A 25,342-nucleotide genomic window follows, 5' to 3' on the forward strand; every position below is an offset into this window, starting at 1 on the left:
GAACAGACCGCTTCAGGACATTCGATGACGCGCTATCGCGCGAGACCGTCGTTCACGGTCGAGATCAAACGTACCCGCACCTCCCCGGCCGCGTCGAGCGAGGCCGGGGAGCCGAAAGCTCCGGCGAACACCCTCTGGGCCGGTACCGGCCTCATCGAGGAGGCGGCCGCGGCGACGCAGTCGGGCCGCTTCGACGACGCGCCGCTGCCCGCGCCCGCGAAGACCGCCTCCTCCGCCCAGGGCTCTTCCGCCCAGACCCCGTCCCGCCGGGTCCTGCCGAGCCTGATCGCGCCGCCGGAGCCCCCGGCGCCCGAGCCGGAGCCGGCCCCGGTCGAGGAGGAGCCGGTCTTCCGCCGCCCCGGCCGTCCGGCCACCCGGAAGGCGGTGCCGGCGCCCAAGGGCCCGGCGCTCAAGGGCCCGGCTCTCAAGGGTCCGGCGCAGACCGGCTTCGTCTGGCCTGAGGACTGGCCCGACGAGCCGCCGGCGGCCCCGGCCCCGGCTCCGGAGCCCGCCCCTCCCGCCCTCGCCCCGGTCTCCCTCGCGGCCCTGCGGGCCGTGGGCGAGGCCGCGCCGCGGCCGAAGCGGCGCGAGGGCGACCTGCGGGTCGGCGAGCGCTGGAAGCGACGTCTCCCCCGCTACTGCCGGTGACCCGGCGCGGCGCGGGGCCGCCTCCGGCGGGGCCCTACGGCCTCGTCCTCCTCGATTTCGACGGGACGCTCGCCGACAGCTTCCCGTGGTTCTGCCGCGTTCTCGACGGGGTGGCCGACCGCTACGGCTTCCGCCGGGTCGCGCCGGGCGAGGTCGAGGATCTGCGCCGCCTCGGCGCCCGGGCGATCCTGCGTCGCCTGCAGGTCCCGGCCTGGAAGCTTCCCCTCATCGCGCGGCACATGCGCGCCCTCGCGGCCCGGGACGCGGAAGAGATCGGGCTGTTCCCGGGCATCCCCGGCCTGCTCGCCCGCCTCGCGGCCGCGGGCCTGCGCCTCGCCGTCGTGACCGCCAACCGCGAGGCGACGGTGCGCCGGGTGCTCGGTCCCGAGAGCGCCGCCCGCATCGACGCCTTCGCCTGCGGCGCCCCCCTGTTCGGCAAGGCGCGCCGCTTCCGCGCCCTGGTGCGCGCGGGCGGCCTGCCGCCCGAGCGGGTGATCTGCCTCGGTGACGAGCTGCGCGACGCGGAGGCCGCCGCCGCCTGCGGCCTCGCCTTCGGGGCCGTCGCCTGGGGCTACACGCGGCCCGACGCGCTGGCGGCGCTGCGGCCCGCCCACCTCTTCGCGACGCCCGAGGCGGTCGCCGAGACCCTGGCGCCGCGCCGGGCCGCGGCCTGAGCGCGGCGTCGGCCGGCCGCCCGATCCGTCCGGCTTCGTCCCTGGCATTCCGACGTGGCAGCCGGGACCGACGGGCGCGAGCGCTCGGGCGGTCCCTCCCGCCCCTCCCTCGGGGATGCCCGTTCGGCCGCGATCCTGACGCCCCTCATGGCGCAATCCGACGGATTGCGTCGCCATGCGGATGTCGGCGTCGCTCACACGCTCAAGTCGAGCCGGTACGCGTAGGCGTCCCCGCGGAACAGGCCCTCGACGTACTCGATCAGCCGGTCGTCCCGGGCGTAGGAGTGGCGCTTGATCAGCAGGCAGGGGCGCGGCTCGGGGTAGCCGAACAGCGCGCAGGCATGCTCGTCCGCCAGGGCCGCCTCGATCGTCTGACGGCAGCGCACCAGCCCCGCCCCGTGCTGGCCCAGCAGGGCGTAGACGGAGCCGCCGAGATCGGCCTCGGCCAATTGCGGGACCGCGGTGAGGTCGTACCACGCCCGCTCCCGCGAGAGCGGGACGCCGTCCCCCTTGCGCAGGCGCACCAGCCGCAGGAAGCGCGCCTCGGGTGGGCGGGCGAACAGGCCGGCCAGGGCCGGATCCCGCACGACGGCGCGCTCCAGGATCTCCGAGGAGGGCACGCGCCCGAGTTCGCGCATCTCCTCGGTGAAGCCCTTGAGCCGGTCCATGCCGGGGCTGAGCCGCGTCCGCCCGGCCTCGACGATGTGGCCGAGCCGGCCATGGGCGCTGACGTAGCGCTCGCGGCGCAGCACCTCGTAGCAGCGCTGGACCGTGGTGCGGCTCACCCCCATCGCCTCCGCGAAGGCGCGCTCGGCCGGCAGCGTGACGCCGCCCGGGAGCGTGCCGTCCTCGATCAGGGCGCGCAGCTGCTCCTCCAACTGCAGGTAGAGGGGCTTCGCCGTATCGTCGCGCAGCTGGAGCAGGCTCGGCAGCGAGGGCGCGGCCGGCCCCGGGCCGGCGCGGCCGCGCCCGGCGGCACCCGCGGCCATCACGGGCGCGATCTCGCGGTGCGGCGCGCGGGCGGCCGCCGCACCATGACAGGCCGGGCCGGACGTGGTGATCTGCCGCCAGGCGCGGCGACCGCGCGGCCGGGAGGGAGCTTCGCCGTGAGCGACGCGGGGGGCGACATGGGGGAAGGTGCGAGCCTGTTCGTCCTGGGCAGCTTCGTCGCGGCCTGTTCTGCCACGGTTGCGCGGCTTCCGCGACCCGGGGAGACGCTGGAGGCCAGGGCCTTCCAGTTCGATCCGGGCGGCAAGGGGCTGAACCTCGCGGTCGGGGCGCGGCGGCTGGGGGCGCGGGTCGACGGGCTGATCGCGGTCGGCCACGACGCGTTCGGCGACCTCGCGGCGGCCGCCCTGCGCAGGGCGGACCTCCCGGACACCCTGCTGCGCCGGGTGGAGGCGCCGACCGGGGCGGGAATCGGCTTCGTGGACGCGGCGGGGGAGAACTGCATCGCGGTCTATCCGGGGGCCAATGCGCGGCTCGGGGCGGCGGAGGTGGCGGAGGTGGCCGACCGCTTGGTCCGGGCGCGCCTCGTCCTCGCACAATTCGAGACGAGCGATGCGGCGGTGAGCGAGGCCTTCCGCCGCGCGCGGGCGGCCGGGGTCGAGACCCTGCTCAACCCCTCGCCCTTCCGCCCGCCGCCGCCCGGGCTCCTCGCCCGGACCGGGATCCTGGTCGTCAACGCCACCGAGGCGGCGGCCCTCGGGGAGGCGCTCGGGCTCGCCGGCGCGGCGCCCGCGGACCTGGCGGCGGCCCTCCTCGACCGAGGGCCGCGCCTCGTCGTGGTGACGCTCGGCCGCGGCGGGGCGATCGCCCGGGCGGCGGGGGAGCCGCTCCTGGTCCAGCCCGCCCTGCCGGTCGCGGCCCTCGACACGATCGGGGCCGGCGACGCCTTCACGGCGGGGCTCGCCGTCAGCCTCGCCGAGGGGCATCCGCTCGCCGCCTGCTTGCGCCACGCGGCGGCCTGCGCGGCCTGCGTGGTCGCCCGGCGCGGCGTGTTCGAGGCCCTGCCCGACCGCGCGGCCCGGGACGCCGCGCTGGCGGCGCTGTCCGCGCCGCCGGGCCCGTGACGCGGACGGCCCGCCCCCCGGGCGGGAGGCGGGCGGTGACCGGTGGGGGAGCTGGAGCGGGTGCGGGCCCTCAGCACACCGGGACGCGGCGCCAGCCGACCTGGTAGCCGTTCTCGTCGAAGACCGGCCGGCGCTCGTAGCCGCAGCCGCCATACGGGTAGGCCGGCTCGCCGTAGACCGGGACCGCGTAGGCCGGGCGGGCCTGCGAGGCGATGGCGCCGGCCGCGACGCCGAGCACGCCGGCCGCGATGGCCGCGCCGCGCCAGCCGGCCTGGGCCGAGGAGGTCGTGGTGGTGACGGCGCCCGCCAGCGTCAGGGCGGCGACGGCGGCGGCGAGGGTCTTCCTGATCATGGCACGGTCTCCCGGATGAAGAGGCGGTGCTGGTCGAGCGCCCCGCCGGCTGGATCTCATCGGCGGCGTCGGCGCCGTCGATGGATCCTGAGTATGGCGGCTCCCCCCGGGCGGCGGTGCGGGCGCGCACGCAGCCTCGCGGGGCGGCCCTCGCCACCCGGCGAACGATCGGCCGGCCCTGGCTTTGCGCCGGAGTGGCGGACGGAGGCTCCCAAGACCCCACCCTCGACGTCCCCACCCTCGACGTCGAGCCGGGATGACCGGCCCGGACCGGGGGACGGCGGCCGGTCCCTCGCCGACCGCGCCGCCAGGCGGCGCCCGCCCCGAGCCGGCCCGGCGAGGACCGCGAGGCGCGCCAGGACCAGCTCCTCGACGAGGCGGTCGAGGAGACCTTCCCGGCGAGCGACCCGATCGCGCCCAAGCGCGTCACGAAGGAGCGCGAGGCCCCCTCGCGCGAAGCCTCCTCGGCGGAGCGGCGCGACCGGGATGGCGAGGGGGCCGCAGCTCAGCGCTCAGGCCTCGGCGCGGCCGCGGCGGAGGGATCGCCGCCGCCGGCGCCGAACAGCTTGCGCAGGAAGCCCGGGGCGATCGCCGAGAGCGGGTTGACCGCCACGTTCGGCGCGCTCATCGGCCCCGTCACCGAGAAGTTGATGCCGAACAGCCCCTCATTGTGGCCGCCGCCGAGCAGCGGGCCCACGATCGGCACCTGCGAGAAGACGTTGTTCAGCCCGTAGAGCGGCACGAAGGTGCCGCGGATGTCGGTGGTGTTGCGGCCCGTGTCGAGGGAGCCGCCGAGGGTGAAGCCCATCGCCGGGCCCGAGATCGCCGCGTCCGCGATGTCGATCCGCGTGCCGCTGCGCACGAACTCGGCGGTCAGCCTGTCGAAGCCGACATCGTTCACCGGCCGCCGCTGCCCCGTCCCGCGCACGCCCTCCTCGGGCGGCTCGCCCTGCGCCATGATCCGGCCCAGGGCCGGCTCGTCGCGCAGGGTGAAGGAGCGGATCTGCAGGGCGCCCGATTGCGGCCCGTCGTTCAGGGTGCTCTGCAGGGACAGCCGCCCGCCCTGCATGCGGCGGTAGATGTCGAGGAAGCGCAGCACCGCCCCCGCATCGGTCGAGTCCGCGCTCAGGATCGGCGGGCCGGCGCGCTCCCCGCGCGCCACCTCGACCCGCACCGAGGCCCCGCGCAGGCGGCCCTGGATGCGGGCCTGCCGCAGGTCGTCCCCCCGCAGGGAGAGCTTCAGGGTGGCGTTGGTCAGGGCCTCCTCGTTGAAGCCCGTGAGGATGGCGAAGGAGAGATCCGCGTCGACGTCCTTGCCGCCCTCCCGGGATCCCCCGCCCTTCCTGCCCGGGCCGGTGAGCGCGCGCAGGAAGGGGCGCGCATCCGCCACGCTGCCCCTCAGGTTGACCCGGTAGGCGCCGCCGCTGCGCTCGACCTGCCCGCGCACGTCGTCGCCCGGAGAGAGTTTGAGGCTCGTGAGCTCCGCCCGTTCGAGTCCGCCCTCGGCCGAGACCACCGCGCTGCCCTTCACCGACACGCTGCCGGATTCGAGCACGATGTCGCGCAATTCGGAGCCGCTCCCGGCCTCGCTGAGCGCGAAGGTGAGCCGGCCGGGCTTGCCCGCGGCCTTGCTCCAGCCCGGCAGCAGCCCGTCGATCGAGGCCCGGGAGAGGTCGGCCTCGACCCGCGTGCTGGTGCGGCCTGGGCGCCCGATCGGCACCACGAACCGCGCCGGCACCGGCCCGGCGAGGGACGGGGCAGCGGGCAGGCCGCGGCGCGCCCGCATCGCGTCGTCGAGGGTGAGCGCCACCACCGCCTCGCCCGGGGCCCCCGCCCGGGGCTGGCGCAGGTCGACGCTCATCGGCGCGCCCGAGAGCTTGCCCTCGCCCTTGAGCGAGAAGCCGGTGCGGTCGTAGGTGACGGCGAAGCGGCCGTTCTCCAGCCGGTCCTTGCCGACGATCCGGTCCACCGAGACCTCCGCGAGGCTGCCGGTCATCGTCACCGGCAGGTCCGCGATGTCGGGCACCGCCTCCAGGCTCAGGGGGAAGTCGATCCGCAGATCCGCCTGGCCGCGGGTCGCGGCGGGGTCGATCTCGGTGGTGGTGAGCCCCCGGAAGAGCTTTGCCTGAAGCAGCGCCGCGAGCGCGTCGGTGCCGCCGCTGAGGCGCAGCCCGATCTGCGCCTTCACGTCGTGCGGCACCGCGTCCTTGATGACGAAGGAGCCGTCCTGGATGGCGAGCACCCGCCCGTCCGCCACGCGGATCTCGGCGGTGGCGCCCCGGATCGTGGTGTTGCGCCCGGTGACCAGCCCGGCGACCCGGCCGCGGCTGAGCGGCGGCGCCTCGGGCGAGATCTGCAGGTTGCCCTCGCTCACCGCGAAGGCGATCCGCACCGCCTGGTCGGGCATCGGGTCGCCCCTCGTCGCGGCGGCGAATTCCTCGCGCGTCATGTCGACGGTGATGTCGAGGCTGTCGACCTTGCCGGCGTGCAGGTTGTCGACGAGGTAGCTGCGGATCGGCGGCGCGATGTGCTCGGGCCAGAGCCGCAGGGCGGTGCGGCCCTCGGCCCGGTCGACCAGGATGTGCAGGGTGAGGCCGCCCTCGTCCGCGCGGGTGCCGAGCGTGCCCGCGATCGTGCCGCTCGCGGTCGGCCCGGTTAGGGCGAAGCGCTCGATGACGACGCCCTCGTCGCGGCCGGCGAGCTTGGCTTCGAGGCTGTCGATCCGCACCGGCGCGTCGCTCTCGACGGCGCCCCGCAGCACCGCGTCGCGCCCCGAGAGGGTGGCGGTCCAGGCCGTCTCCGCCCCCTCGGCCCCGGCGACCCACTCGCCCGAGAGCCGGACCGCGTTGCCGGCGCCGCGATAGTCGAGGGAGGTGAGGCTGAGGGCGCGGCGCGCCTCGTCCCAGGTCGCCTCGACCGTGACGGCCTCGACCGTCACCGGGTTGAAGTCCTTCTCCTCGATCAGGACGGTGCCCTCGCTCGACCGCAGGCCGAGGGTCATCGTGTCGAGCCGCGCCCCGTGCATCGCCACCGTGGCGCGCCCGGAGAGCTTCACGTCGGTGGTGACGGGCAGCCGGGACTGCCCGGAGAGGAGCAGCAGGTCGGTGGCCGGCAGGTCGTCGAGGGTGAGGACGCCCCGCCGCAGGTCTCCGGCCGCCTGCTCGACGTCGCCGCCGAAGCGCCAGGGCCCGTGCGGGCCCATGATCCGCATCTCGAAGACGCGGGCCTCGCGCACCGCGTCGCGGCTGAACAGCCCGTCGACCCGGGGAAAGACGGCGCGCTCCACGCCGGCATCGTCCGTCAGGGTCAGGCGCGCGTTGGTGAGCCGGGCCCGGTCGAGGCTGCCGATCACCCCGCCCGGATCGAGGACCAGGCCGAGGATCGAGGCGACCGTGGCCGAGAGCGGGGAGACGCTGCCGCGGGCCGCCTCGACCACCGGGGGCGTCGGCGGGGCGGCGTTCGACGGGTCCGCCGAGGCGGCGATCGAGCCGTCCCGGTGCACCACCGCCCGCAATTGCAGGTCGCGGAACTCCACCGAGCGCGGCTGGATCGACAGGCCGAGGAGCGAGGTGAGGTCGATGCTGACCAGGGCGAGGGGCGCGCGCACCACGAGCGCGCCCTGTGGGTTGCGGATCTCCAGGCCCGTGGTGCGCAGGGCCAGCGCGCCCTCGCGGTCGATCTCCACGGCGCTGTCGCGCATCTCGACCCGCCAGCCGGGGCCGAGCCGCGCGGCGATCGCCTCGCCGAGGCGCGGCTCCAGCCACGCGAAGCTCATCGGCCCGCTCGACAGGCGCAGATAGGCGAGGCCGCTCGCCAGCCCGAGCAGGAGCGCCAGCCCGAGCTTGAGGATCAGCACGCCCCGGACGCAGCGGCTCAGGGCCGATCGCCGGACCGGACAGGGAGCGGGGCGGGGGGAGGAAGCCTGATCCATGCCTGTCGTCGCCGGAGAAGCGGCCTGCGGACAAGTCCGCCCAGCATCTTCTCCCATCGGTTACCCTCGGTTAATCCTGCAACCGCATCCGTCGCGCCCGGGCCCGTCCGGGCACCGGGCGCCTCGGCCTGCGGCTCCCCGCATCGTCGGCGTCCCGTCCCGGGCGCTGTCCGCCCGGGTCCGACGAGGCACACCATCAATCGGCCGAAAGGAAGGCACGATGCCGCTGAAATCTGGTGAACCGGCCCCCGATTTCTCGCTTCCGGCGACCGGCGGCGAGACGATCAGTCTCACCTCCCTCAAGGGCCACAAGGCCGTGCTGTATTTCTATCCGAAGGACGACACGAGCGGCTGCACCCTGGAGGCCAAATCCTTCAACGATCTGCGGGAGGCGTTCGCGGCCGCCGACACGGCGGTGATCGGGGTCTCGCCCGACCCGATCAGGAGCCACGACAAGTTCCGCGAGAAGTACGGCCTCGCTTTCCCGCTCGCCTCCGACGAGGAGAAGGCGATGCTGGAGGCCTACGGGGTCTGGGTCGAGAAGAGCATGTACGGCCGAAAGTACATGGGCGTGGAGCGCACCACCGTGCTGATCGACCGCGACGGCCGCGTCGCCCAGGTCTGGCCCAGGGTGAAGGTGCCGGGCCACGCCGAGGCGGTCCTGGCGGCCGCCAAGGCGCTCTGACCAGGGCCGCTGACCTTGGGCCGCTGACCTTGGGCGCTCGGGCGCCGCGCATCCGGGGCCGCGGGGTGCGGCCCTTGGCATTTCCTTAACCCTAACGGGCTCAATTCCTGGATACGTCCTCGGAACGGCCCGATGCCCTCACCTCGCTCCCGCCCCGGCCCGCCGCCCCGTCCCGCCGCGGACGATCCAGGCCAGTGGGTGATCCGGCGGCGGACGGTCGTCCTCGCCGGCGCGGCCTTCGGGCTCCTCGCCCTCTGGGCCAGCGCCGCCACCTGGTTCATCGTCTTCCACGACGCGGCGCTGGCGCAGTTCATGGCGCGCCAGAGCGCCATGCAATACGCCTACGAGGAGAAGGTGAGCGCGCTGCGCGCCCGGCTCGACCGGGTGGCGACGCAGAAGCTCCTGGAGCAGGACGGCGTCGAGACCCGCGTCGCCGAGCTGGCGAGCCGGCAGATGGCCCTGGAGAACCGCCAGGCGATGCTGCTCGGGCTCGCCGAGCAGGCGGGCGAGGGCGTGTCGGCCCACGACCCGGCCCCCCTCCCCGCCGCGGCGCCGCCGAAGCCGGCGCCGCTGCCGACGCCCGGATCCCTCGGCCTGCGCAGCGAGGCCGCGGACCCGGCCCCGCGCCCGGGTGCCCTCAGCCTGCCGCTGCGCGTCGCCGAACTCGAAGCCGCCCTCGACGCGGCGGCGGCCCGGCAGAGCCTCGCCCTCGACCGGATCCTGCAGCGCAGTCAGGGCGAGGCGGCGCGGCTGCGCCGCCTCGTGGCCGATCTCGGCCTCGACCCGCACCGCTTCGCGGCCTCTCGCCCGGCCGGGATCGGCGGGCCGCTCGTCCCGGTGGGGAGCGGCGCCTTCGAGACGGCGCTGATGATGGCCCAGCGCACGATGAGCGAGCGCGACGAGCTGCGCCGCGTCGTCAAGGCCCTGCCGCTCTGGCGCCCGACCCAGCTCGATGCCGGCGTGTCGAGCCCCTTCGGCTACCGGGTCGATCCCTTCACCCGGGGCCTCGCCCTGCACACGGGGGTCGACCTCAAGGCGGAGTACGGCGCGCCCGTGCGCGCGGCCGGGGCGGGCCGCGTCGTGTCGGCGGAGTACGCCGGCGGCTACGGCAACATGGTGGAGATCGACCACGGCCACGGGCTCGCGACCCGCTACGGTCACCTCTCGGCCTTCGCGGTGGCGCCGGGCCAGGTGGTCGAGCCCGGGCAGGTGATCGGCCGCGTCGGCTCGACCGGCCGCTCGACGGCCCCGCACCTCCATTACGAGACGCGGATCGACGGCGAGCCCGTCGACCCGCAGCGCTTCCTGCGGGCGAGCGCCCTGGCCTTCGCGGGAGGAGGCTCGGCCGGCCCCGACGGCGGCGCATGGTCGCGGATCCGCTGACGGAAGGCGGGGCGCCGCGCGGCCGGGGGCCGCGGGGCGCCCCGCCGGCCCGTCAGTCGATGTCCTCGACCGCCTCGCCCCCGCCATAGACGCGCTGGGCCAGGGACGCCTCGATGAAGGGGTCGATGTCGCCGTCCAGCACGTCGTCCGGGCTCGTCGACTGGGTCCCGGTGCGCAGGTCCTTCACCAGCTGGTAGGGCTGCAGCACGTAGGAGCGGATCTGGTGGCCCCAGCCGATATCGGTCTTGGAGGCCGCCTCGGCATTCGCCTTCTCCTCCCGCTTCTTCAGCTCCAGCTCGTAGAGCCGCGCGCGCAGCATGTTCCAGGCGGTGGCCCGGTTCTTGTGCTGGGAGCGCTCCTGCTGGCAGGCCACCACGATGCCGGTGGGCAGGTGGGTGATGCGCACCGCCGAATCGGTGGTGTTCACGTGCTGTCCGCCCGCCCCGGAGGAGCGGTAGGTGTCGATCCGGCAGTCGGATTCCTTCACCTCGATGGTGATCCGGTCGTCCACCACCGGGTAGACCCAGACGCTGGCGAAGCTGGTGTGGCGCCGGGCATTCGAGTCGTAGGGCGAGATCCGCACCAGCCGGTGCACCCCGGACTCGGTCTTGAGCCAGCCATAGGCGTTGTGGCCCTTGATGAGCAGCGTGGCGCCCTTGATCCCGGCCTCCTCGCCCTCGGACCACTCGACGATGTCGACCTTGTACTTCCGGCGCTCGGCCCAGCGGGCGTACATGCGCTGGAGCATGTTGGCCCAGTCCTGGCTCTCGGTGCCGCCCGCGCCCGCGTGGACTTCGAGATAGGTGTCGTTCCCGTCCGCCTCGCCGGCGAGCAGGGTCTCGATCTGGCGGCGCGCCGCCTCGGCCTGGACGGCGCGGATCTGCTCCTCGCCCTCGCGGATGCTGGCCTCGTCGCCCTCCATCTCGCCGAGTTCGATCAGGGTGGCGGCGTCCTCCAGCCCCTGCTCCAGGCGCCGGATGGAGGCGACCGCCTCCTCGAGGTCGTTGCGGTCGCGCATGACCCGCTGGGCCGCCTCCGGGTCGTTCCAGAGGTCGGGGTCCTCGGAGCGGGCATTCAGCTCCGCGAGGCGCTTGTCGGCGGTATCCCAGTCAAAGATGCCTCCTCAGCAGTCCGATCGACTGCTTGGCGGCATCCGAGAGTTGTTCGATCTCGGCGCGCATCTGGTGTGTCGGGGTTGGCGAGGTGGGCGGGTGTGATAGCGCCCCGGCGGGGCGGTGTAAACGGAGCCGCCGGTCAGGAAGCGGCCCCGAGCGGGGTGGCCGAGACCCCGACACCGAGCGCCCTCAGGATCCCGAGCGTGATCTCCAGGCTCGGGATCCCGCCCTCCGCGAGGGAGCGCTGCAGCTGCGCGCGGGGCAGGCCGGACAGGACCGCTCCGATGGCCTCGTCCGAGCGGAGCATGTCCGCCGGATCGAGGTCGAGGATCTCCTCAGCCATCATCGTCCCTCGTCGCCACCGCAGGGCGGGAGGATGCGATCGGCGCCTCGCTGCCGGACGTTGAGCCCCGTCTCCCGGGCCGTGATGCAGGCGTCGCCCGCCAGCCCGCTTGCCAAGTGCGGAGACCAAGCGCAGGAGGCGGCCCGCAATGACGGTGGCGGTGAAGCCGAGGCGGGTGACCGGGCGGACGAGCGCCACCAGGGCCTGCTCGCGGACCAATCGGGGCGGGATCCCGCGCGGGGACCCCGCAATCCGGTGCGTCAGTACAAGCCGCCCGCCTGGGCCGCCCGGTCCGCGTCCGGCGGCGGGGCGCCCGGGGCCGAGGGCTGGGCCGCCGCCGGGGCCGAGTAGCTGTCGGGCGGCGCGGTGCCGGGCTTGAAGGCTTCCAGGATGCTCCCCTCCCCGCCCGAGGCGCGCGTGCCCGAGGCGAGGTTGACCCGGATCAGCTTGATGCCCGGGGGCACCCGGAAGGGAGTCGGCGGCTTGTCGGCCAGCGCCGCCTTCAGGAAGTCGCGGGCGATCGGCGCCGCCAGCCCGCCGCCGGTGGCGCGGTCGCCGAGGGAGCGGGGCTTGTCGTAGCCGAGATAGATGCCGACGCAGAGATCCGGCGAGAAGCCCACGAACCACGCGTCCTTGGCGTCGTTGGTGGTGCCGGTCTTGCCCGCCAGCGGCTTGCCGACGTCCTTCAGGATCGTGGCGGTGCCGCGCTGGACCACGCCCTCCATGATCGAGACCATCTGGTAGGCGGTGAGCGGGTCGAGCACCTGCTCGGACTCGTCCACGAGCTTCGGCTCGTCCTGGCCGGACCACTTCTCGGCGTCGCAGCCGATGCACTTGCGGTTGTCGTGGCGGTAGATCGTCTCGCCGGTGCGGTCCTGGATGCGGTCGATCAGGGTCGGGCGGATGCGCCGGCCGCCATTGTCGAGCATCGAGTAGGCCGTGACCATGCGCATGACCGTGGTCTCGCCGGCGCCGAGCGACATCGGCAGCACCGGGAGCAGGTCGTCGTAGACGCCGAAGCGGCGGGCGTACTCGGCGATCAGCGGCATGCCGATATCCTTGGCGAGCCGCACCGTCATCAGGTTCTTCGAGTGCTCGATCCCGTAGCGCAGGGTGTGCGGGCCGCCCGACTTGCCGTCGTAGTTCGAGGGCGTCCAGGCCTCCTGACCCGGCCCGGCCTCGATGGTGATCGGGGTGTCGAGGACGATCGAGGACGGCGTGTAGCCGTTGTCCAGGGCCGCCGAGTAGACGATCGGCTTGAACGAGGAGCCCGGCTGGCGCTGGGCCTGGGTGGCGCGGTTGAACTCGCTCTCGTCGAAGGAGAAGCCGCCCACCATGGCGTGGACGCGGCCCGTATGCGGGTCCATGGCGACGATGGCGCCCGAGATCTCCGGCACCTGCCGCAGCCGGTAGGCGTTGCCGGCGCCGTCCATGCGCTCGACGTAGACGACGTCGCCGGGGCTCAGGGCCGCGGCCACGCTGCGGCCGGTCCAGCGCACGCCCTCCGGGCCGATGATCCCGGTCTCGCGGTCCTTCGAGACCTGGCCCGAACTCTCGCGCTTGGGCTGCAGGCCGATCTGCGCCCGCCCGCCGGCCGTGTCGAGGACGACGGCGAGCCGCCAGGGCTGGACGTCGCCCAGCGCCTGCACCTCCGCCACCGCCTGGCCCCAGTCGCGCCCGGCGAGGTCGAGGCGGGCCTGCGGGCCGCGCCAGCCCCGGGCCTGGTCGTAGCGCACGAGCCCGTCCACCAGGGCCTTGCGGGCCTGGGCCTGCATCTTCGGGTCGAGGGTCGTGCGCACCGACAGGCCGCCCTCGTAGAGCTTCTTCTCGCCGTAGCGCTCGGCGATCTCGCGGCGCACCTCCTCGGCGAAGTAGTTCGCGTTGGCGGTGTTGGGCGAGATGCTGCGCGGATTGACCCCGAGGGGCTGCTTGCGCTCGGCCTCGGCCTCCTCGCGGGTGATGTATCCGTTCTGGGCCATGAGGCCGATGATCTCGTTGCGCCGGGCCAGCGCCGCCTGGGTCTTGCGGAAGGGGTGGTAGTTGTTGGGCCCCTTGGGCAGCGCCGCCAGGTAGGCCGCCTCGTGGATCGTCAGCTCGTGCACCGACTTGCCGAAATAATCGAGGGCGGCGGCGGCGATCCCGTGCAGGTTGCGGCCCGGCACGATCGTGCCGAGGAAAATCTCGTTCAGGTAGAGTTCGAGGATCTTGTCCTTGGAATAGGTCGACTCGATGCGCAGCGCGATCAGCGCCTCGCGGACCTTGCGGTCGATCGTCTGCTCGCTGGAGAGCAGGAAGTTCTTGGCGACCTGCTGGGTGATGGTCGAGGCGCCCTGCTTCTTGCCGCTCTGGGCGTTGGTGAGCACGGCGCGGACGATGCCCTCGGGGTCGATGCCGTTGTGCTTGTAGAAGTTCTTGTCCTCGGCCGACAGGAAGGCCGCCACGACGATCTTGGGCATCGCCTGGATCGGCAGGTAGAGCCGCCGCTCGCGGGCATACTCGGCCAGCAGGCTGCCATCCGCCGCGTGGACGCGGGTCATCACCGGCGGCTCGTAATTGGCGAGCGCGGCGTGGTCGGGCAGGTCCTGAGAGTACTTCCAGTAGAAGTAGCCGCCTACCGCGGCGCCGGCGACGAAGACCATCGCGGCGATGCTGAACAGGAAGCCGAAGAAGCGAAGGACAAAGCGCATCCGAACCCGATCCGTCGATGATGAGCCGCAGGGGCTGCAGGCCGCGCCGCGGCCAGGATATCCCCATCGCGCCGCTTCGGCGAGAGGCGAGCGGCCGCGGCAGGCCCTGGGGAATCGCGACGCCGACGGGCGCCCATCGACACGGGATCTATGGTGAAACTGGGGCGGTGGTCAGCGCCGAGCTGCGGGCGACCACGGCCGGGACCGGGGCCGGGCGGGCGGCGAAGAAGGCCTCGATCGCCTCCGCCATGCGGGTCGTGACCTTGGCCCGCCACGCGTCCGAGAGCAGGAGGTCGAGGTCGTGCTTGCTCGACAGGTAGCCGAGTTCGACCAGCACCGAGGGCACGTCCGGCGAGCGCAGCACCCGGAATCCCGCCTCGCGGTGGGGCTTGCTGCTCATCTCCATCACCCGGTCGAGCTGGCCGAGCAGGCCTTGCGCGAAGCGCGCCGAGAAGCCGCGGGTCTCGCGCAGGGTGAGTTCCTGCAGGATGTCGGCGACGTCGCCCGGCCCCTCGGCGCTGTCGGCGCCGGCGGCTTGGTCGGCCTTGTTCTCGCGGTCGGCGAGGCGGGCCGATTCCGCGTCGGTCGCCTTCTCGGAGCCGGTGTAGATCGTGGCCCCGCGCACCTGCGGGGCGGCCGAGATCGAATCCGCGTGGATCGAGATGAAGAGATCCGCCCTCGCGTCGCGGGCGATGCGGACGCGCTCCCCGAGCGGCACGAAGACGTCGCTCTCGCGGGTCATGCGCACCCGCACCCGCCCGCCCTGCTCCAGGCGCCGCGCGAGGTCCCGGGCGACGCCGAAGACGATGTCCTTCTCGAAGGCGCCGTTCGCGGCGATCGCCCCCGGATCCGTGCCGCCGTGGCCGGCATCGATGATGACGAGGGGGCGGGTGTCGCCCGCGCTCGCCGGCACGGCCTTCGGGGCGGCGGGCGGCGCCGGGGCGACGGCGGCGCGCCGGAAGGCGTCGCGGTCGGCGCGCGCGAGGTCGATGGTGAGCAAGGTCGCCCCGTCGCGCTTGCGGGAGCTGGTCGCGACCCTGGCCACCGTGGCGGTCTGGGCGAGGTCGATGACGATGCGCGAGCGGCCGGGCGCGAACAGGCCGTAGCGGAAGGAGGCGACGAGGCCCTCCCGCCGCCGGCCGGTCTCCGGCGGGAGCTGGAAGTTCACCTCGGGCAGGTCGATGATGGCGCGGTCGGGCCGTTCCATCACGAAGGCCTTGGCCTCGACGGGGCGCGACAGCACGACGCTGAGCCGGGTGCCGCCCTCCGGCGCGGGCGAGAGCTCGGCCGCGATCGCGACCGCCGGCAGCGCGCCCGCCCAGGCCGCGGGCGCGAGGCCGAGCCAAGCCCCGAACAGGCAAGCCCCGAACAGGCAAGCCCCGACCAGGCAGATCCCGACCAGGCAGGCTCGCACGAGGCGGGCCGCCGCGAGGCCGAGACGCGTCGCCGCCCGGCGCAGGGACGGCCGAAGGGCCGCCGCGGGCGTGGCGCAGGTCTCGAATCGGGCGGGCGGTCGCGGCATGGGCTGTGGCTGGGCTGTGGCGAATCGCGAAGGTGATCCCGGTTACGCGATAAGCGCGCCATGGTTAACGCGCCGCTAAGCCTTCCGGTGCCGGCGCCGGATGCCTGTTGCCGTTAGGTTACAGCCGCGCTTCGACTGGGCGCTCCGCCGGCTCATACGCCATCCGGTTGATGGCTTCGCTCAGGCGCCGCGCGGGCTCGTGATCCGGGATCCGCTTTGATCAAGCGGATCCCGGATCACCCGGGCGCCAGCCCGCCGCGCGCCTTGAGGGCCGCGCAGGCCTCGAGCCCGGCCGCGAGGTCGCGGCGCAGCCGCCGCTCGTCGCCGAGTTCCGCGAGCCCGTAGCTGAGGCCCAGGATGTGCGCCGCCTCGTAGCCGAGGGGGAGGTCGCCGACGGTGCCGAGGCCGATCCGCGTCACCGGGAGCCGGTCCGCATGGTCGGCGAGGCGCGCCCGCAGGCGCTCGCCGTCCGCGCGCAGATGCGCCGGGGCCCGGCACCCGTGCGCCCGCATCGCCGCGACCGTGCCCTGCGCCAGGGAGAGGTGCACGGCCTCCCGGTCGGTCGGAAACAGGTAGACGAGGTAGTAGCCCCGCGTGGCGCTGGTGGTGACGGCGGGGTCGAAGACGGCGATCCAGGGTACCGCCGCCCAGTGCCGCCCGCGGCCGGGGCTGCCCTTCACCAGGAGGGCGGCGCCCGACGGCAGGGCGGCCCGCACCTCGTCGGGGGCGCCGCGGCGGATCACGTGCGCCAGCGGGTGGCCGGGGAGCGGGTCGCAGCGCGCCGCCGGGTACTCGCGGACGATGCGGGCGAGCGCGTGGCCGAGGCTCACGGACGCGCCGTGACGCCGCCGGTCATCGGCGCGGGGGCGCCCGTCGTGGACGGGAAGGTGATCGGCAGGCCGCGGGCGGACCGCGCCGCTAGGTAGGCGAAGGCCTGGGCCTCGAGATGCGAGGAGGACCAGCCGATCGCGTCGGCCGGCGTCACCTCGGCCCGCAGGTGGTGGCGCAGCAGCCGCAGCATCTCGGCATTGCGCGCCCCGCCCCCGGCCACGATCCAGTGCGGCGGCGGCTCCTCGGCGAAGTCGAGGGCGCGGGCGATCGCCCGGACCGTGAAGGCGGTGAGGGTCGCGGCCCCGTCCTCGGTCGGGAGCTGGCCGGCGACCCGGTGCGAGAACCAGTTCCGGTCGAGGGATTTGGGCGGGCGGCGGGTGAAGTAGGGGTGGACCAGGAGCCAGGCGAGCAGCGCCTCGTCCGGCCGCCCCGCCGCCGCGGCGCGGCCGCCGCGATCGAGGGGCGTTCCGGTGCGCTCGCGCATCCAGTCGTCGAGGAGCGCGTTGCCGGGCCCTGTGTCGAAGGCGAGGAGATCCCCCGCCCGGCTGATCAGCGTGACGTTGGCGACGCCGCCGATGTTGAGGATCGCGAGCGCCCCCTCGAAGCCCGAGGCCCGCGCCAGGGCCCGGTGGAAGACCGGCACGAGCGGGGCGCCCTGCCCGCCCGCCCGCACGTCCGCGTCGCGCAGGTCGTGGACGACCGGCAGGCCGAGGCGGCGGCTCAGGGCCTCGCCGTCCCCGATCTGCACGGTGAGCCCCGCGCCGGGCCGGTGGATCACGGTCTGGCCGTGGAAGCCGACGAGGTCGATGTCGCCGGGCGCGAGCCCGGTCTCGGCCAGGAAGGCCTCCACCGCCTCGGCGTGGCGCGCGGTCACGAGATCCTCCGCCTCGCGCAGGATTCCGGGCCGGTCGCCGCGCGCGCGGATCGCCTCCGCGTCGGCGAGGGCCCGGCGCAGCAGCGCCCGATCCTCGTCCGAATAGGCGCGGTAGCCGGTGGGGCCGAGCGGCGCGAGGCCGCCGTTGCCGCCGCGCGTCACGCTCACCGCCTCGCCGTCGGTCTCGATCAGCGCGACGTCGACGCCGTCGAGCGAGGTGCCGCTCATCAGGCCGATCACCCGTCCCATGATGCCTGCCCGCGATCCCTGTCCGTGAATCCGGCCCGTGAACCTGGCCCGTGAACCCGGCCCGTGCCTTTCGCGCCGCGCGCTGCTATGAGCGCCGCGCATTCATCCGAGCTAGCACGGCGGCCGGGGCTTGTCCCGCCGCCACACGAGACCCGATGCCCATGGCCGCGCCCACCGACTTCGCGCCCCGCTCCGAGTTCCTGAAGGTCCTGATCGAGCGCGGCTACGTCCACCAATGCTCCGACTTCGCGGGCGTGGACGAGGCCGCCCGCGAGGGCCGGCTGACGGCCTATGTGGGCTACGATTGCACGGCGCCCTCGCTCCATATCGGGCACCTGCTCTCGATCATGATGCTGCACTGGCTGCAGGCGACCGGCGGCACGCCGGTGGCGCTGATGGGCGGCGGCACGACGCGGGTCGGGGACCCGTCCGGCCGCGACGAGACCCGCAGGATCCTCACGGTGGAGCAGATCGACGCCAACAAGGCGGAGATCGGCAAGACCTTCGCGCGCTTCCTGCGCTTCGGCGAGGCCGCAGGCCTCGCCCGCATGGCCGACAATGCCGAGTGGCTGACCCAGCTCAACTACATCGAGATGCTGCGCGAGGTCGGCCGTCACTTCTCGGTGAACCGGATGCTGTCGATGGACAGCGTGCGCCTGCGGCTGGAGCGCGACCAGGAACTGTCCTTCCTGGAATTCAACTACATGATCCTGCAGGCCTACGACTTCGTGGAGCTGAACCGGCGCTACGGAGTGACCCTGCAGATGGGCGGCTCCGACCAGTGGGGCAACATCGTCACGGGGATCGACCTCGGGCGCCGGCTCGGCACGCCGCAGCTCCACGCCCTGACCTGCCCGCTGATGACCACGGCCTCGGGCGCCAAGATGGGCAAGACCGCCTCGGGCGCGGTCTGGCTCAACCCCGACCTGCTCTCGCCCTGGGAGTATTGGCAGTTCTGGCGCAACACCGAGGACGCGGATGTCGGCCGCTTCCTGCGCCTGTTCACGCTGCTGCCGCTGCCCGAGACGGACCGCCTCGCCGCTCTGGGCGGGGCCGAGATCAACGAGGCCAAGAAGGTGCTCGCCACCGAGGCGACGGCGCTGCTGCACGGGCGCGAGGCGGCCGAGGCGGCGGCCGAGACGGCGCGACGCACCTTCGAGGAGGGGGCGGCGCCCGAGACCCTGCCGACGGTCGAGATCCCGCGGGCGGCCCTGGCCGCGGGCCTCGGCGTGCTCGCCGCCTTCGGCCCCGACCACGCCAAGCTGCTGCCCTCGACCAGCGAGGCGCGCCGGCAGGTGCGCAGCGGCGGGCTCAAGGTCAACGACGCCGCGGTGAGCGACGAGCGGGCGGTGCTCGGCGAGGGCGACCTGACCGGGGACGGGGTGATCAAGCTGTCCTTCGGGCGCAAGAAGCACGTGCTGCTGCGGCCGGTGTGACGGCGGGGCCGTGCGGGGGGCGGGGCGGAGCCCCGCCGCGGAGGCGCCCGGCCTCAATAGCCCGCGTGCGTCTCCTGGCGGGCGAGGCGCAGCAGGTACTGGCCGTAATTCGTCTTGGCGAAGAGGTCGCCGCGCGCCGCCACCTGCTCGCGGGAGATCCAGCCCTGCAGGTAGGCGATCTCCTCCAGGCAGGCCACCTGCATCCCCTGCCGGCTCTGGATCACCCGCACGAACTCCCCCGCCTCCAGCAGGCTGTCATGCGTTCCCGTGTCCAGCCACGCGTAGCCGCGCGACATGCATTCCACCTCGAGCTGCCCGCGCTCCAGGTAGGCCTGGTTCACGTCCGTGATCTCCAGCTCGCCCCGCGGCGAGGGTTTCACGGCCGCCGCGATGTCGAGCACTTGGTTGTCGTAGAAGTACAGGCCGGTCACCGCCCAGGTCGATTCCGGCAGTTTCGGCTTCTCGACCAGCTTGGTCGGGCGGCCCGAGCCGTCGAGGTTCACCACCCCGTAGGCCTCCGGGTGGTCGACGTGGTAGGCGAACACCGTCGCCCCCCGCGCCCGCGCCCGCGCCCGCTGCAGCAGGGCCCGCAGGCCCGCCCCGAAGAACAGGTTGTCGCCCAGGATCAGCGAGACCGGGTCCGCGCCGACGAAGTCCCGCCCGATCAGGAAGGCCTGCGCCAGCCCCTCCGGCCGCGGCTGCAGCGCGTACGAGAAGGTCACCCCGAACTGCTCGCCCGTCCCGAACAGCCGCTTGTAATTGTCCAGGTGCTCGGGGCTCGAGATGATCAGGATCTCGCGGATCCCGGCCAGCATCAGCACCGAGACCGGATAGTAGATCATCGGCTTGTCGTAGACCGGCAGCAGCTGCTTGTTGATCGCGAGCGTCGCCGGGTGGAGTCGGGTGCCGGAGCCGCCGGCGAGCACGATGCCCTTCATCATGGCCTCCTTCAGGCCGGCGTCACCGGGCCGATCAGCCGGTCCAGGATGTCGGCGAGCGCCGCCTCCCAGGGCCGCGGCACGATCCCGAAATCCCGGCTCAGCGTCGCGGTCGAGAGTTCGCTATTGGCCGGGCGCCGCGCCGGCGTCGGGTAGGACGAGGTCGCGATCGGCTCGACCGGGACCGCCCGCGCCCCGCGCGCCCGGGCGCCCGCCATGATCGCCCGCGCGAAGCCGCACCAGGTCGTCGCGCCGGCATTCACGCAATGGTAGGTGCCGCCCGGGGCCGCGGGATCCTCGGCGAGCCGCAGGGCGATCGCGGCGAGCGCCGCCGCGAGGTCGTCGGCGGAGGTCGGGCAGCCGCGCTGGTCGTCCACCACCCGCAGCGCGTCGCGCTCGCCCGCCAGCCGCAGCATCGTCTTGACGAAGTTGGCCCGGTGCGGGCTCACCACCCAGGCCGTGCGCACCACCGCGTGGCGCGGATTGGCCGTGCGCACCGCCATCTCGCCCCCCGCCTTGCTCGCCCCGTAGACGCTGGCCGGGTTCACGGGCGCGTCGGTCGGGTAGGCGCCCGCCAAGCTGCCGTCGAACACGTAGTCGGTCGAGACCTGCACCAGCGGGATCCCCGCCCGCGCCGTCGCGGCGGCGAGGATGGCGGGCGCCAGCGCGTTGAGGCGCCACGCCGCCGCGACCTCGCTCTCGGCCCGGTCGACCGCCGTGTAGGCGGCGGCGTTGATCACCGCCGCGTAGGCGCGCTCGGCGAGCGCCGCCGCCACGGCCGCCTCGTCGGTGACGTCGAGGGCCTCGCGCGACGGCGCGTGCAGCGCCACCCCCGCCGGCCAGGCGGCGTGCCGCAGCGCCGTGCCGACCTGGCCGCCCCCGCCGAGGATCAGGATCGCCCGCATCGCGCCCTCACGCCGCCGTCAGGCCGAGGCGCTCGCCCGCGTAGCGGCCCTCGCGGATCGGCTGCCACCACTCGCGGTGGTCGAGGTACCAGCGGACCGTCTCCTCAAGCGCCTGATCGAAGCTCCGGGTCGGGCGCCAGCCGAGTTCGGCTTCGGCCTTGCTCGGGTCGATCGCGTAGCGCCGGTCGTGGCCGGGACGGTCGGTCACGAAGCTGATCAGCCGCTCGTGCGGGCCGGCCTCGGGCCGCAGCCGGTCGAAGATCGCGCAGAGCGTGCGCACCACCGAAAGGTTGCTGCGCACCGCGCGGCCGCCGAGCAGGTAGGTCTCGCCGATCCGGCCCCGCTCCAGCACCGCGACGAGGCCGCGCGCGTGGTCCTCGACGTGGATCCAGTCGCGCTCGTTCTGCCCGTCGCCGTAGACCGGCAGCGCCTTGCCCTCCAGCGCGTTGAGGATCATCAGCGGGATCAGCTTCTCGGGGAAGTGGCGCGGCCCGTAATTGTTCGAGCAGTTGGTGACGAGCACCGGCAGGCCGTAGGTCTCGTGCCAGGCCCGGGCGAGGTGGTCGGAGGCGGCCTTGGAGGCCGAGTAGGGCGAGCGGGGGTCGTAGCGGCTCTCCTCGGTGAAGAAGCCGCCCGGGGGCAGCGAGCCGTAGACCTCGTCGGTGGAGACGTGGAGGAAGCGGAAGCGCGCCTGCCCGTCCGCGGGCAGGCCGGCATGGTGGGCGCGGGCGGCCTCGAGCATGACCTGGGTGCCGACCACGTTGGTGCGGATGAAGGCGGCCGGTCCGGTGATCGAGCGGTCGACGTGGCTCTCGGCGGCGAGGTGCATCACCGCCTCGGGCCGGAACTCCGCGAAGAGCGCGGCGACGCGCTCGGGCTCGCAGATGTCGGCCTGAACGAGCCGGTGGCGGGGCTCGTCCCTGAGCGGCAGGAGCGAGATCGGGTTGGCCGCGTAGGTGAGGGCGTCGAGGGTGAGCACCTCGTGGCCGAGGTCGCGGACGAGGTGGAGGACGAGCGCCGAGCCGATGAAGCCGCAGCCGCCCGTGACGAGGATGCGCATGGGAGGGGATCTCCGTTCGGGGCGTCAGAAATGGGCGGGAAGGTCGGCGAGGCGCGGGGCGGCCTTGTCCTTGGCGGAAAGGATCGCGGCCTCGGGCGAGACCGGCCAGTCGATGCCGAGATCCGGGTCGTTCCAGAGGAGCGCGCCGTCATGGGCGGGGCTGTAGTAGCCGCCCGAGACCTTGTAGGCGATGGCGGTGTCGGGTTCGAGGGTGCAGAAGGCGTGGCCGAACCCGACCGGCACGTAGAGCTGGTGGCCGTTCTCGGCATCCAGGCGCACGGCGACGTGGCGGCCGTAGCTGGGCGAGGCGCGGCGCAGATCCACGGCGACGTCGAGGATCGCCCCGGAGACGACGCGGACGAGCTTGCCCTGCGCGTGGGGATGGGTCTGGAAGTGGATGCCCCGGACCGTGCCGACCTGGGCCGAGAAGGATTGGTTGTCCTGGATGAAGAGGTCCGTGATGCCGGCCTGCGCGAGGAGGTCGGCCCGGTAGGTCTCGGAGAACCAGCCGCGCGCGTCGCCGTGGCGCGCCGGGACGACGAGCTTCACGTCCGGGATGGACTGATCCACGATCCTCATGCGCGACGCTCTCCCTCCGCTCCCCGTCCTGGGCCCCGGCCGGGTCCGCCCGGCTGGGGCCGTACTGTCTCCCGGCAGCCGCGGCAAGCCCGAGCGGCCGCGGCGCCGCTCAGGCGGCAAGCCCCGCCCAGGCGGCAAGCCCGGCTCATGCGGCGGCGAGCGCCGCCTCGATCGCGGCGAGGGCGTCCTGCGCCGCCGCCCCGTCCGGGCCGCCGGCCTGGGCCATGTCGCGGCGCCCGCCGCCGCCCTTGCCGCCGAGGCGCTCGGAGCCCGCCCGCACCAGGGCGACCGCGTCGAAGCGGTCGGTCAGGTCGTCGGTGACGCCGACGACGAGGCCGGCCTTGCCGTCCGGCGCCACGCCGACGATCGCGACCACGCCCGAGCCGAGGCGCTTCTTGCCCTCGTCCGCGAGGCTCTTGAGGTCGCGCATCTCGACGCCCTCGACGGAACGGGCCATCAGCTTGACGCCCGCGACCTCGCGCACCGGCTCCTCGCCCGCCCCGCCGCCGCCCATGGCGAGCTTGCGGCGCGCCTCGGAGAGCTCCCGCTCCAGCCGGCGCCTGTCCTCGATCAGGGCGGCGAGGCGGTCGGCCGCCTCGGCCGGCGGGACCTTCAGCAGCCCCGCCACGGCGGCGAGGCGCCGGCTCTCCTCGGCGAGGTGGCGCCGCGCCGCGTCGCCGGTCATCGCCTCGATCCGGCGCACGCCGGAGGCGACCGCGCCCTCCCCCACCACGGTGATCAGCCCGATCTCGCCGGTGCGGCCCACATGGGTGCCGCCGCAGAGCTCGACCGAGAAGGTGCGCCGGCGCCCGTCCCCGCCCTGATCCTCGCCCATCGAGACGACCCGGACCTCGTCGCCGTACTTCTCGCCGAAGAGCGCGCGGGCCCCGGTCGCGATGGCGTCGTCGACGGCCATCAGCTTCGTCACCACCGGCCCGTTCTGCAGCAGCACGCGGTTCGCCATCTCCTCGACCGCCGCGACCTCGTCGTCGTTCATCGGCTTGGGGTGGCTGAAATCGAAGCGCAGGCGCTCGGGCGAGACCAGGGAGCCCTTCTGGGCGACGTGGTCGCCGAGCACCTGGCGCAGCGCCTCGTGCAGCAGGTGGGTGGCCGAGTGGTGGGCGCGGATCGCCGCGCGGCGGGCGTGGTCGACCCTCAGCTCCACCGCCTGCCCGACCGTGAGCCGGCCCTCCTCGACCGCGACGTGGTGCACGAAGAGGTCGCCGAGCTTCTTCTCGGTGTCGGTGACCCGCGCCCGCAGCCCCGCCGCCGCGACCGTGCCGGTATCGCCGACCTGGCCGCCGGACTCGCCGTAGAAGGGCGTCTGGCTCACCACCAGCAGGCCCTCCTCGCCGGACGCCAGCGCCTCGACCTCGACGCCGCCCCGGACCAGGGCGGTGACCACGCCCTCCGCGGTCTCGGCCTCGTAGCCGAGGAACTCGGTGGCGCCGACGCGCTCGCGCAGGGCGTACCACAGGGTCTCGGTCGCCGCCTCGCCGGAGCCCGCCCAGGCGGCGCGGGCCGCCGCGCGCTGGCGCTCCATCGCGGCCTTGAAGGCGTCGGTGTCGACGCCGATGCCGCGCGACTTGAGCGCGTCCTGCGTCAGGTCGAGGGGGAACCCGTACGTGTCGTAGAGCGTGAAGGCGGTCTCGCCCGAGAGGTTCTGGCCCTCGGAGAGGTCGCGGGTCTCCGCGTCCAGGATCGACAGGCCGCGCTCCAGGGTGCGGCGGAAGCGGGTCTCCTCCAGGCGCAGGGTCTCGGAGATCAGCGACTCGGCCCGCACCAGCTCGGGATAGGCCTGCCCCATCTCGCGCACCAGGGTGGGCACGAGGCGGTACATCATCGGGTCGCGGGCGCCGAGGAGCTGGGCGTGGCGCATGGCCCGCCGCATGATCCGGCGCAGCACGTAGCCGCGCCCCTCGTTGCCCGGCAGCACCCCGTCGGCGACCAGGAAGGAGGCGGCCCGCAGGTGATCGGCGATCACCCGGTAGGAGGCGGTCTGCGCGCCCTCCGGCGGCCGGCCGACTTGGTGGGCCACCGCATCGATCAGGCTCCGGAACAGGTCGGTGTCGTAGTTGCTCTTCACCCCCTGGAGGATCGCCGCCATGCGCTCCAGGCCCATGCCGGTGTCGATGGAGGGCCGCGGCAGGCCGACCCGGTTGCCCGGCTCGATCTGCTCGTACTGCATGAAGACGAGGTTCCAGAATTCGAGGAAGCGGTCGCCGTCCTCCTCCGGGCTGCCGGGCGGGCCGCCCCACAGCTCCGGACCCTGGTCGATGAAGATCTCCGAGCACGGCCCGCACGGGCCGGTATCGCCCATCTGCCAGAAATTGTCGGAGGTGCCGATGCGGATGATGCGCTCCTCCGGGAAGCCGGCGATCTTGCGCCACAGCGTCGCCGCGTCGTCGTCGTCGGCGTAGACCGTGACCAGCAGCTTGCTCCTGTCGAGGCCGAACTCCTTCGTCACGAGGTTCCAGGCCAATTCGATCGCCAGCGGCTTGAAGTAGTCGCCGAACGAGAAATTGCCGAGCATCTCGAAGAAGGTGTGGTGGCGCGCCGTGTACCCGACGTTGTCGAGGTCGTTGTGCTTGCCGCCGGCGCGGACGCACTTCTGGGCGGTGGCGGCGCGGTGGTAGGGCCGCTTCTCGACTCCGGTGAAGACGTTCTTGAACTGCACCATGCCGGCGTTCGTGAACATCAGCGTGGGGTCGTTGCGCGGTACGAGCGGCGAGGAGGGGACGACCTCGTGCCCGTGCTTGGCGAAGTAGTCGAGGAAGGTCGACCGGATCTCGTTGACACCGCTCATCGGGCGAAAACTCGTGGGTTGAGGTGGGGGCGAGAACATCCCGGCCCGGGAGTGCCGCTCACGGAACGCCCGCTGGGCGGGCGGCGGGCGTTTCGTGAGGAGCACCAAGGGCTCGCGCCCGTTCTCTTAGTCATGCCATCCCCCCGTGTCGAGGCGAGCCCCGCGCGCCCGCCGCCCCCGCGCCGGGGCGGTGCGCGGCGCCGCGGGCACCCCGCGGGTGTTGACGCGCGGCTCAGTCTGGAATTAGAGCAA

At 74.0% G+C, this 25,342-nt stretch carries 20 protein-coding genes; 6 read left to right on the top strand and 14 right to left on the bottom strand.

The annotated features are described in order from the left end of the window. Window positions 1-24 precede the first annotated feature (24 nt). Complete coding sequence (locus MET2598_RS0133370) at window positions 25-648, top strand: hypothetical protein (protein WP_018263783.1); 624 nt, start codon at window positions 25-27, stop codon at window positions 646-648. Further along, window positions 645-1,322, top strand: coding sequence for an HAD hydrolase-like protein (locus MET2598_RS0133375; protein ID WP_018263784.1), 678 nt, complete (start codon window positions 645-647; stop codon window positions 1,320-1,322). The genes MET2598_RS0133370 and MET2598_RS0133375 overlap by 4 nt, the downstream gene beginning before the upstream one ends. A 194-nt stretch (window positions 1,323-1,516) precedes the next feature. Here MET2598_RS0133375 and MET2598_RS0133380 read toward each other — a convergent pair whose 3' ends face one another. Beyond that, the gene (locus MET2598_RS0133380) at window positions 1,517-2,311 is read right to left on the bottom strand and encodes a GntR family transcriptional regulator (protein WP_012335516.1); all 795 of its coding nucleotides are present in this window, start codon (window positions 2,309-2,311) and stop codon (window positions 1,517-1,519) included. Window positions 2,312-2,428: 117 nt separating this feature from the next. On the opposite strand from MET2598_RS0133380, the gene MET2598_RS0133385 reads away from it, so the two are divergent. Continuing rightward, a complete protein-coding gene (locus tag MET2598_RS0133385; protein WP_012335515.1) occupies window positions 2,429-3,394 on the top strand; it encodes a PfkB family carbohydrate kinase in 966 nt (321 codons plus the stop codon). 70 nt (window positions 3,395-3,464) lie between these two features. Here MET2598_RS0133385 and MET2598_RS0133390 read toward each other — a convergent pair whose 3' ends face one another. After that, window positions 3,465-3,746 carry a hypothetical protein gene (locus MET2598_RS0133390; RefSeq protein WP_012335514.1) on the bottom strand — a complete coding sequence of 94 codons (282 nt, stop codon included), beginning with the start codon at window positions 3,744-3,746 and terminating at the stop codon, window positions 3,465-3,467. A gap of 505 nt (window positions 3,747-4,251) precedes the next feature. Then, window positions 4,252-7,677: a YhdP family protein gene (locus MET2598_RS0133400; protein ID WP_012335513.1), complete on the bottom strand. Its 3,426-nt coding sequence runs from the start codon at window positions 7,675-7,677 to the stop codon at window positions 4,252-4,254. A 220-nt stretch (window positions 7,678-7,897) separates the two neighbouring features. Between MET2598_RS0133400 and MET2598_RS0133405 the strand changes: the two genes are divergently transcribed. Further along, window positions 7,898-8,362, top strand: coding sequence for a peroxiredoxin (locus MET2598_RS0133405; protein ID WP_018263787.1), 465 nt, complete (start codon window positions 7,898-7,900; stop codon window positions 8,360-8,362). A 132-nt stretch (window positions 8,363-8,494) separates the two neighbouring features. Beyond that, complete coding sequence (locus MET2598_RS0133410) at window positions 8,495-9,745, top strand: M23 family metallopeptidase (protein ID WP_026191069.1); 1,251 nt, start codon at window positions 8,495-8,497, stop codon at window positions 9,743-9,745. Between the two features lie 52 nt (window positions 9,746-9,797). On the opposite strand, the gene prfB is transcribed toward MET2598_RS0133410, so the two are convergent. From prfB to MET2598_RS0133445, 6 genes are all read right to left on the bottom strand, one after another. After that, a protein-coding gene (gene prfB, locus MET2598_RS0133415) for a peptide chain release factor 2 (protein WP_150108745.1) occupies window positions 9,798-10,926 on the bottom strand; the annotation gives its coding sequence in 2 pieces (ribosomal slippage) (window positions 9,798-10,856 and window positions 10,858-10,926; 1,128 coding nt in all). 73 nt (window positions 10,927-10,999) lie between these two features. Next, entirely contained in the window at window positions 11,000-11,203 is a 204-nt protein-coding gene (locus MET2598_RS0133420; RefSeq protein WP_236728866.1) for a transcriptional regulator, read from the bottom strand. A 260-nt stretch (window positions 11,204-11,463) separates the two neighbouring features. After that, a complete protein-coding gene (locus tag MET2598_RS0133430) occupies window positions 11,464-13,890 on the bottom strand; it encodes a penicillin-binding protein 1A (RefSeq protein ID WP_012335508.1) in 2,427 nt (808 codons plus the stop codon). A gap of 148 nt (window positions 13,891-14,038) precedes the next feature. Further along, complete coding sequence (locus MET2598_RS0133435) at window positions 14,039-15,412, bottom strand: N-acetylmuramoyl-L-alanine amidase (RefSeq protein WP_018263790.1); 1,374 nt, start codon at window positions 15,410-15,412, stop codon at window positions 14,039-14,041. Window positions 15,413-15,648: 236 nt separating this feature from the next. After that, window positions 15,649-16,242 (bottom strand): DUF3578 domain-containing protein, encoded by a 594-nt coding sequence (locus MET2598_RS0133440; protein WP_018263791.1) that lies wholly within the window; start codon window positions 16,240-16,242, stop codon window positions 15,649-15,651. Beyond that, the gene (locus tag MET2598_RS0133445) at window positions 16,239-17,366 is read right to left on the bottom strand and encodes an anhydro-N-acetylmuramic acid kinase (protein WP_012335505.1); all 1,128 of its coding nucleotides are present in this window, start codon (window positions 17,364-17,366) and stop codon (window positions 16,239-16,241) included. The genes MET2598_RS0133440 and MET2598_RS0133445 overlap by 4 nt, the downstream gene beginning before the upstream one ends. A 161-nt stretch (window positions 17,367-17,527) precedes the next feature. Between MET2598_RS0133445 and tyrS the strand changes: the two genes are divergently transcribed. Beyond that, the gene (gene tyrS, locus MET2598_RS0133450; RefSeq protein ID WP_018263792.1) at window positions 17,528-18,802 is read left to right on the top strand and encodes a tyrosine--tRNA ligase; all 1,275 of its coding nucleotides are present in this window, start codon (window positions 17,528-17,530) and stop codon (window positions 18,800-18,802) included. A 53-nt stretch (window positions 18,803-18,855) separates the two neighbouring features. Here tyrS and rfbA read toward each other — a convergent pair whose 3' ends face one another. From rfbA to alaS, 5 genes are all read right to left on the bottom strand, one after another. Continuing rightward, complete coding sequence (rfbA, locus tag MET2598_RS0133455; RefSeq protein ID WP_018263793.1) at window positions 18,856-19,740, bottom strand: glucose-1-phosphate thymidylyltransferase RfbA; 885 nt, start codon at window positions 19,738-19,740, stop codon at window positions 18,856-18,858. An 11-nt stretch (window positions 19,741-19,751) separates the two neighbouring features. After that, on the bottom strand, window positions 19,752-20,645 hold the full coding sequence (gene rfbD / locus MET2598_RS0133460) for a dTDP-4-dehydrorhamnose reductase (RefSeq protein ID WP_012335502.1): 894 nt from the start codon (window positions 20,643-20,645) through the stop codon (window positions 19,752-19,754). A gap of 7 nt (window positions 20,646-20,652) precedes the next feature. Then, the gene (gene rfbB, locus MET2598_RS0133465) at window positions 20,653-21,705 is read right to left on the bottom strand and encodes a dTDP-glucose 4,6-dehydratase (protein ID WP_012335501.1); all 1,053 of its coding nucleotides are present in this window, start codon (window positions 21,703-21,705) and stop codon (window positions 20,653-20,655) included. 24 nt (window positions 21,706-21,729) lie between these two features. Next, window positions 21,730-22,284 carry a dTDP-4-dehydrorhamnose 3,5-epimerase gene (gene rfbC, locus MET2598_RS0133470; protein WP_012335500.1) on the bottom strand — a complete coding sequence of 185 codons (555 nt, stop codon included), beginning with the start codon at window positions 22,282-22,284 and terminating at the stop codon, window positions 21,730-21,732. A gap of 145 nt (window positions 22,285-22,429) precedes the next feature. Next, complete coding sequence (gene alaS, locus MET2598_RS0133475; RefSeq protein WP_012335499.1) at window positions 22,430-25,090, bottom strand: alanine--tRNA ligase; 2,661 nt, start codon at window positions 25,088-25,090, stop codon at window positions 22,430-22,432. Window positions 25,091-25,342: the final 252 nt, after the last annotated feature.

Origin of the sequence: Methylobacterium sp. WSM2598 (genome assembly GCF_000379105.1) — a bacterium.
Classification (GTDB): Bacteria; Pseudomonadota; Alphaproteobacteria; order Rhizobiales; family Beijerinckiaceae; genus Methylobacterium.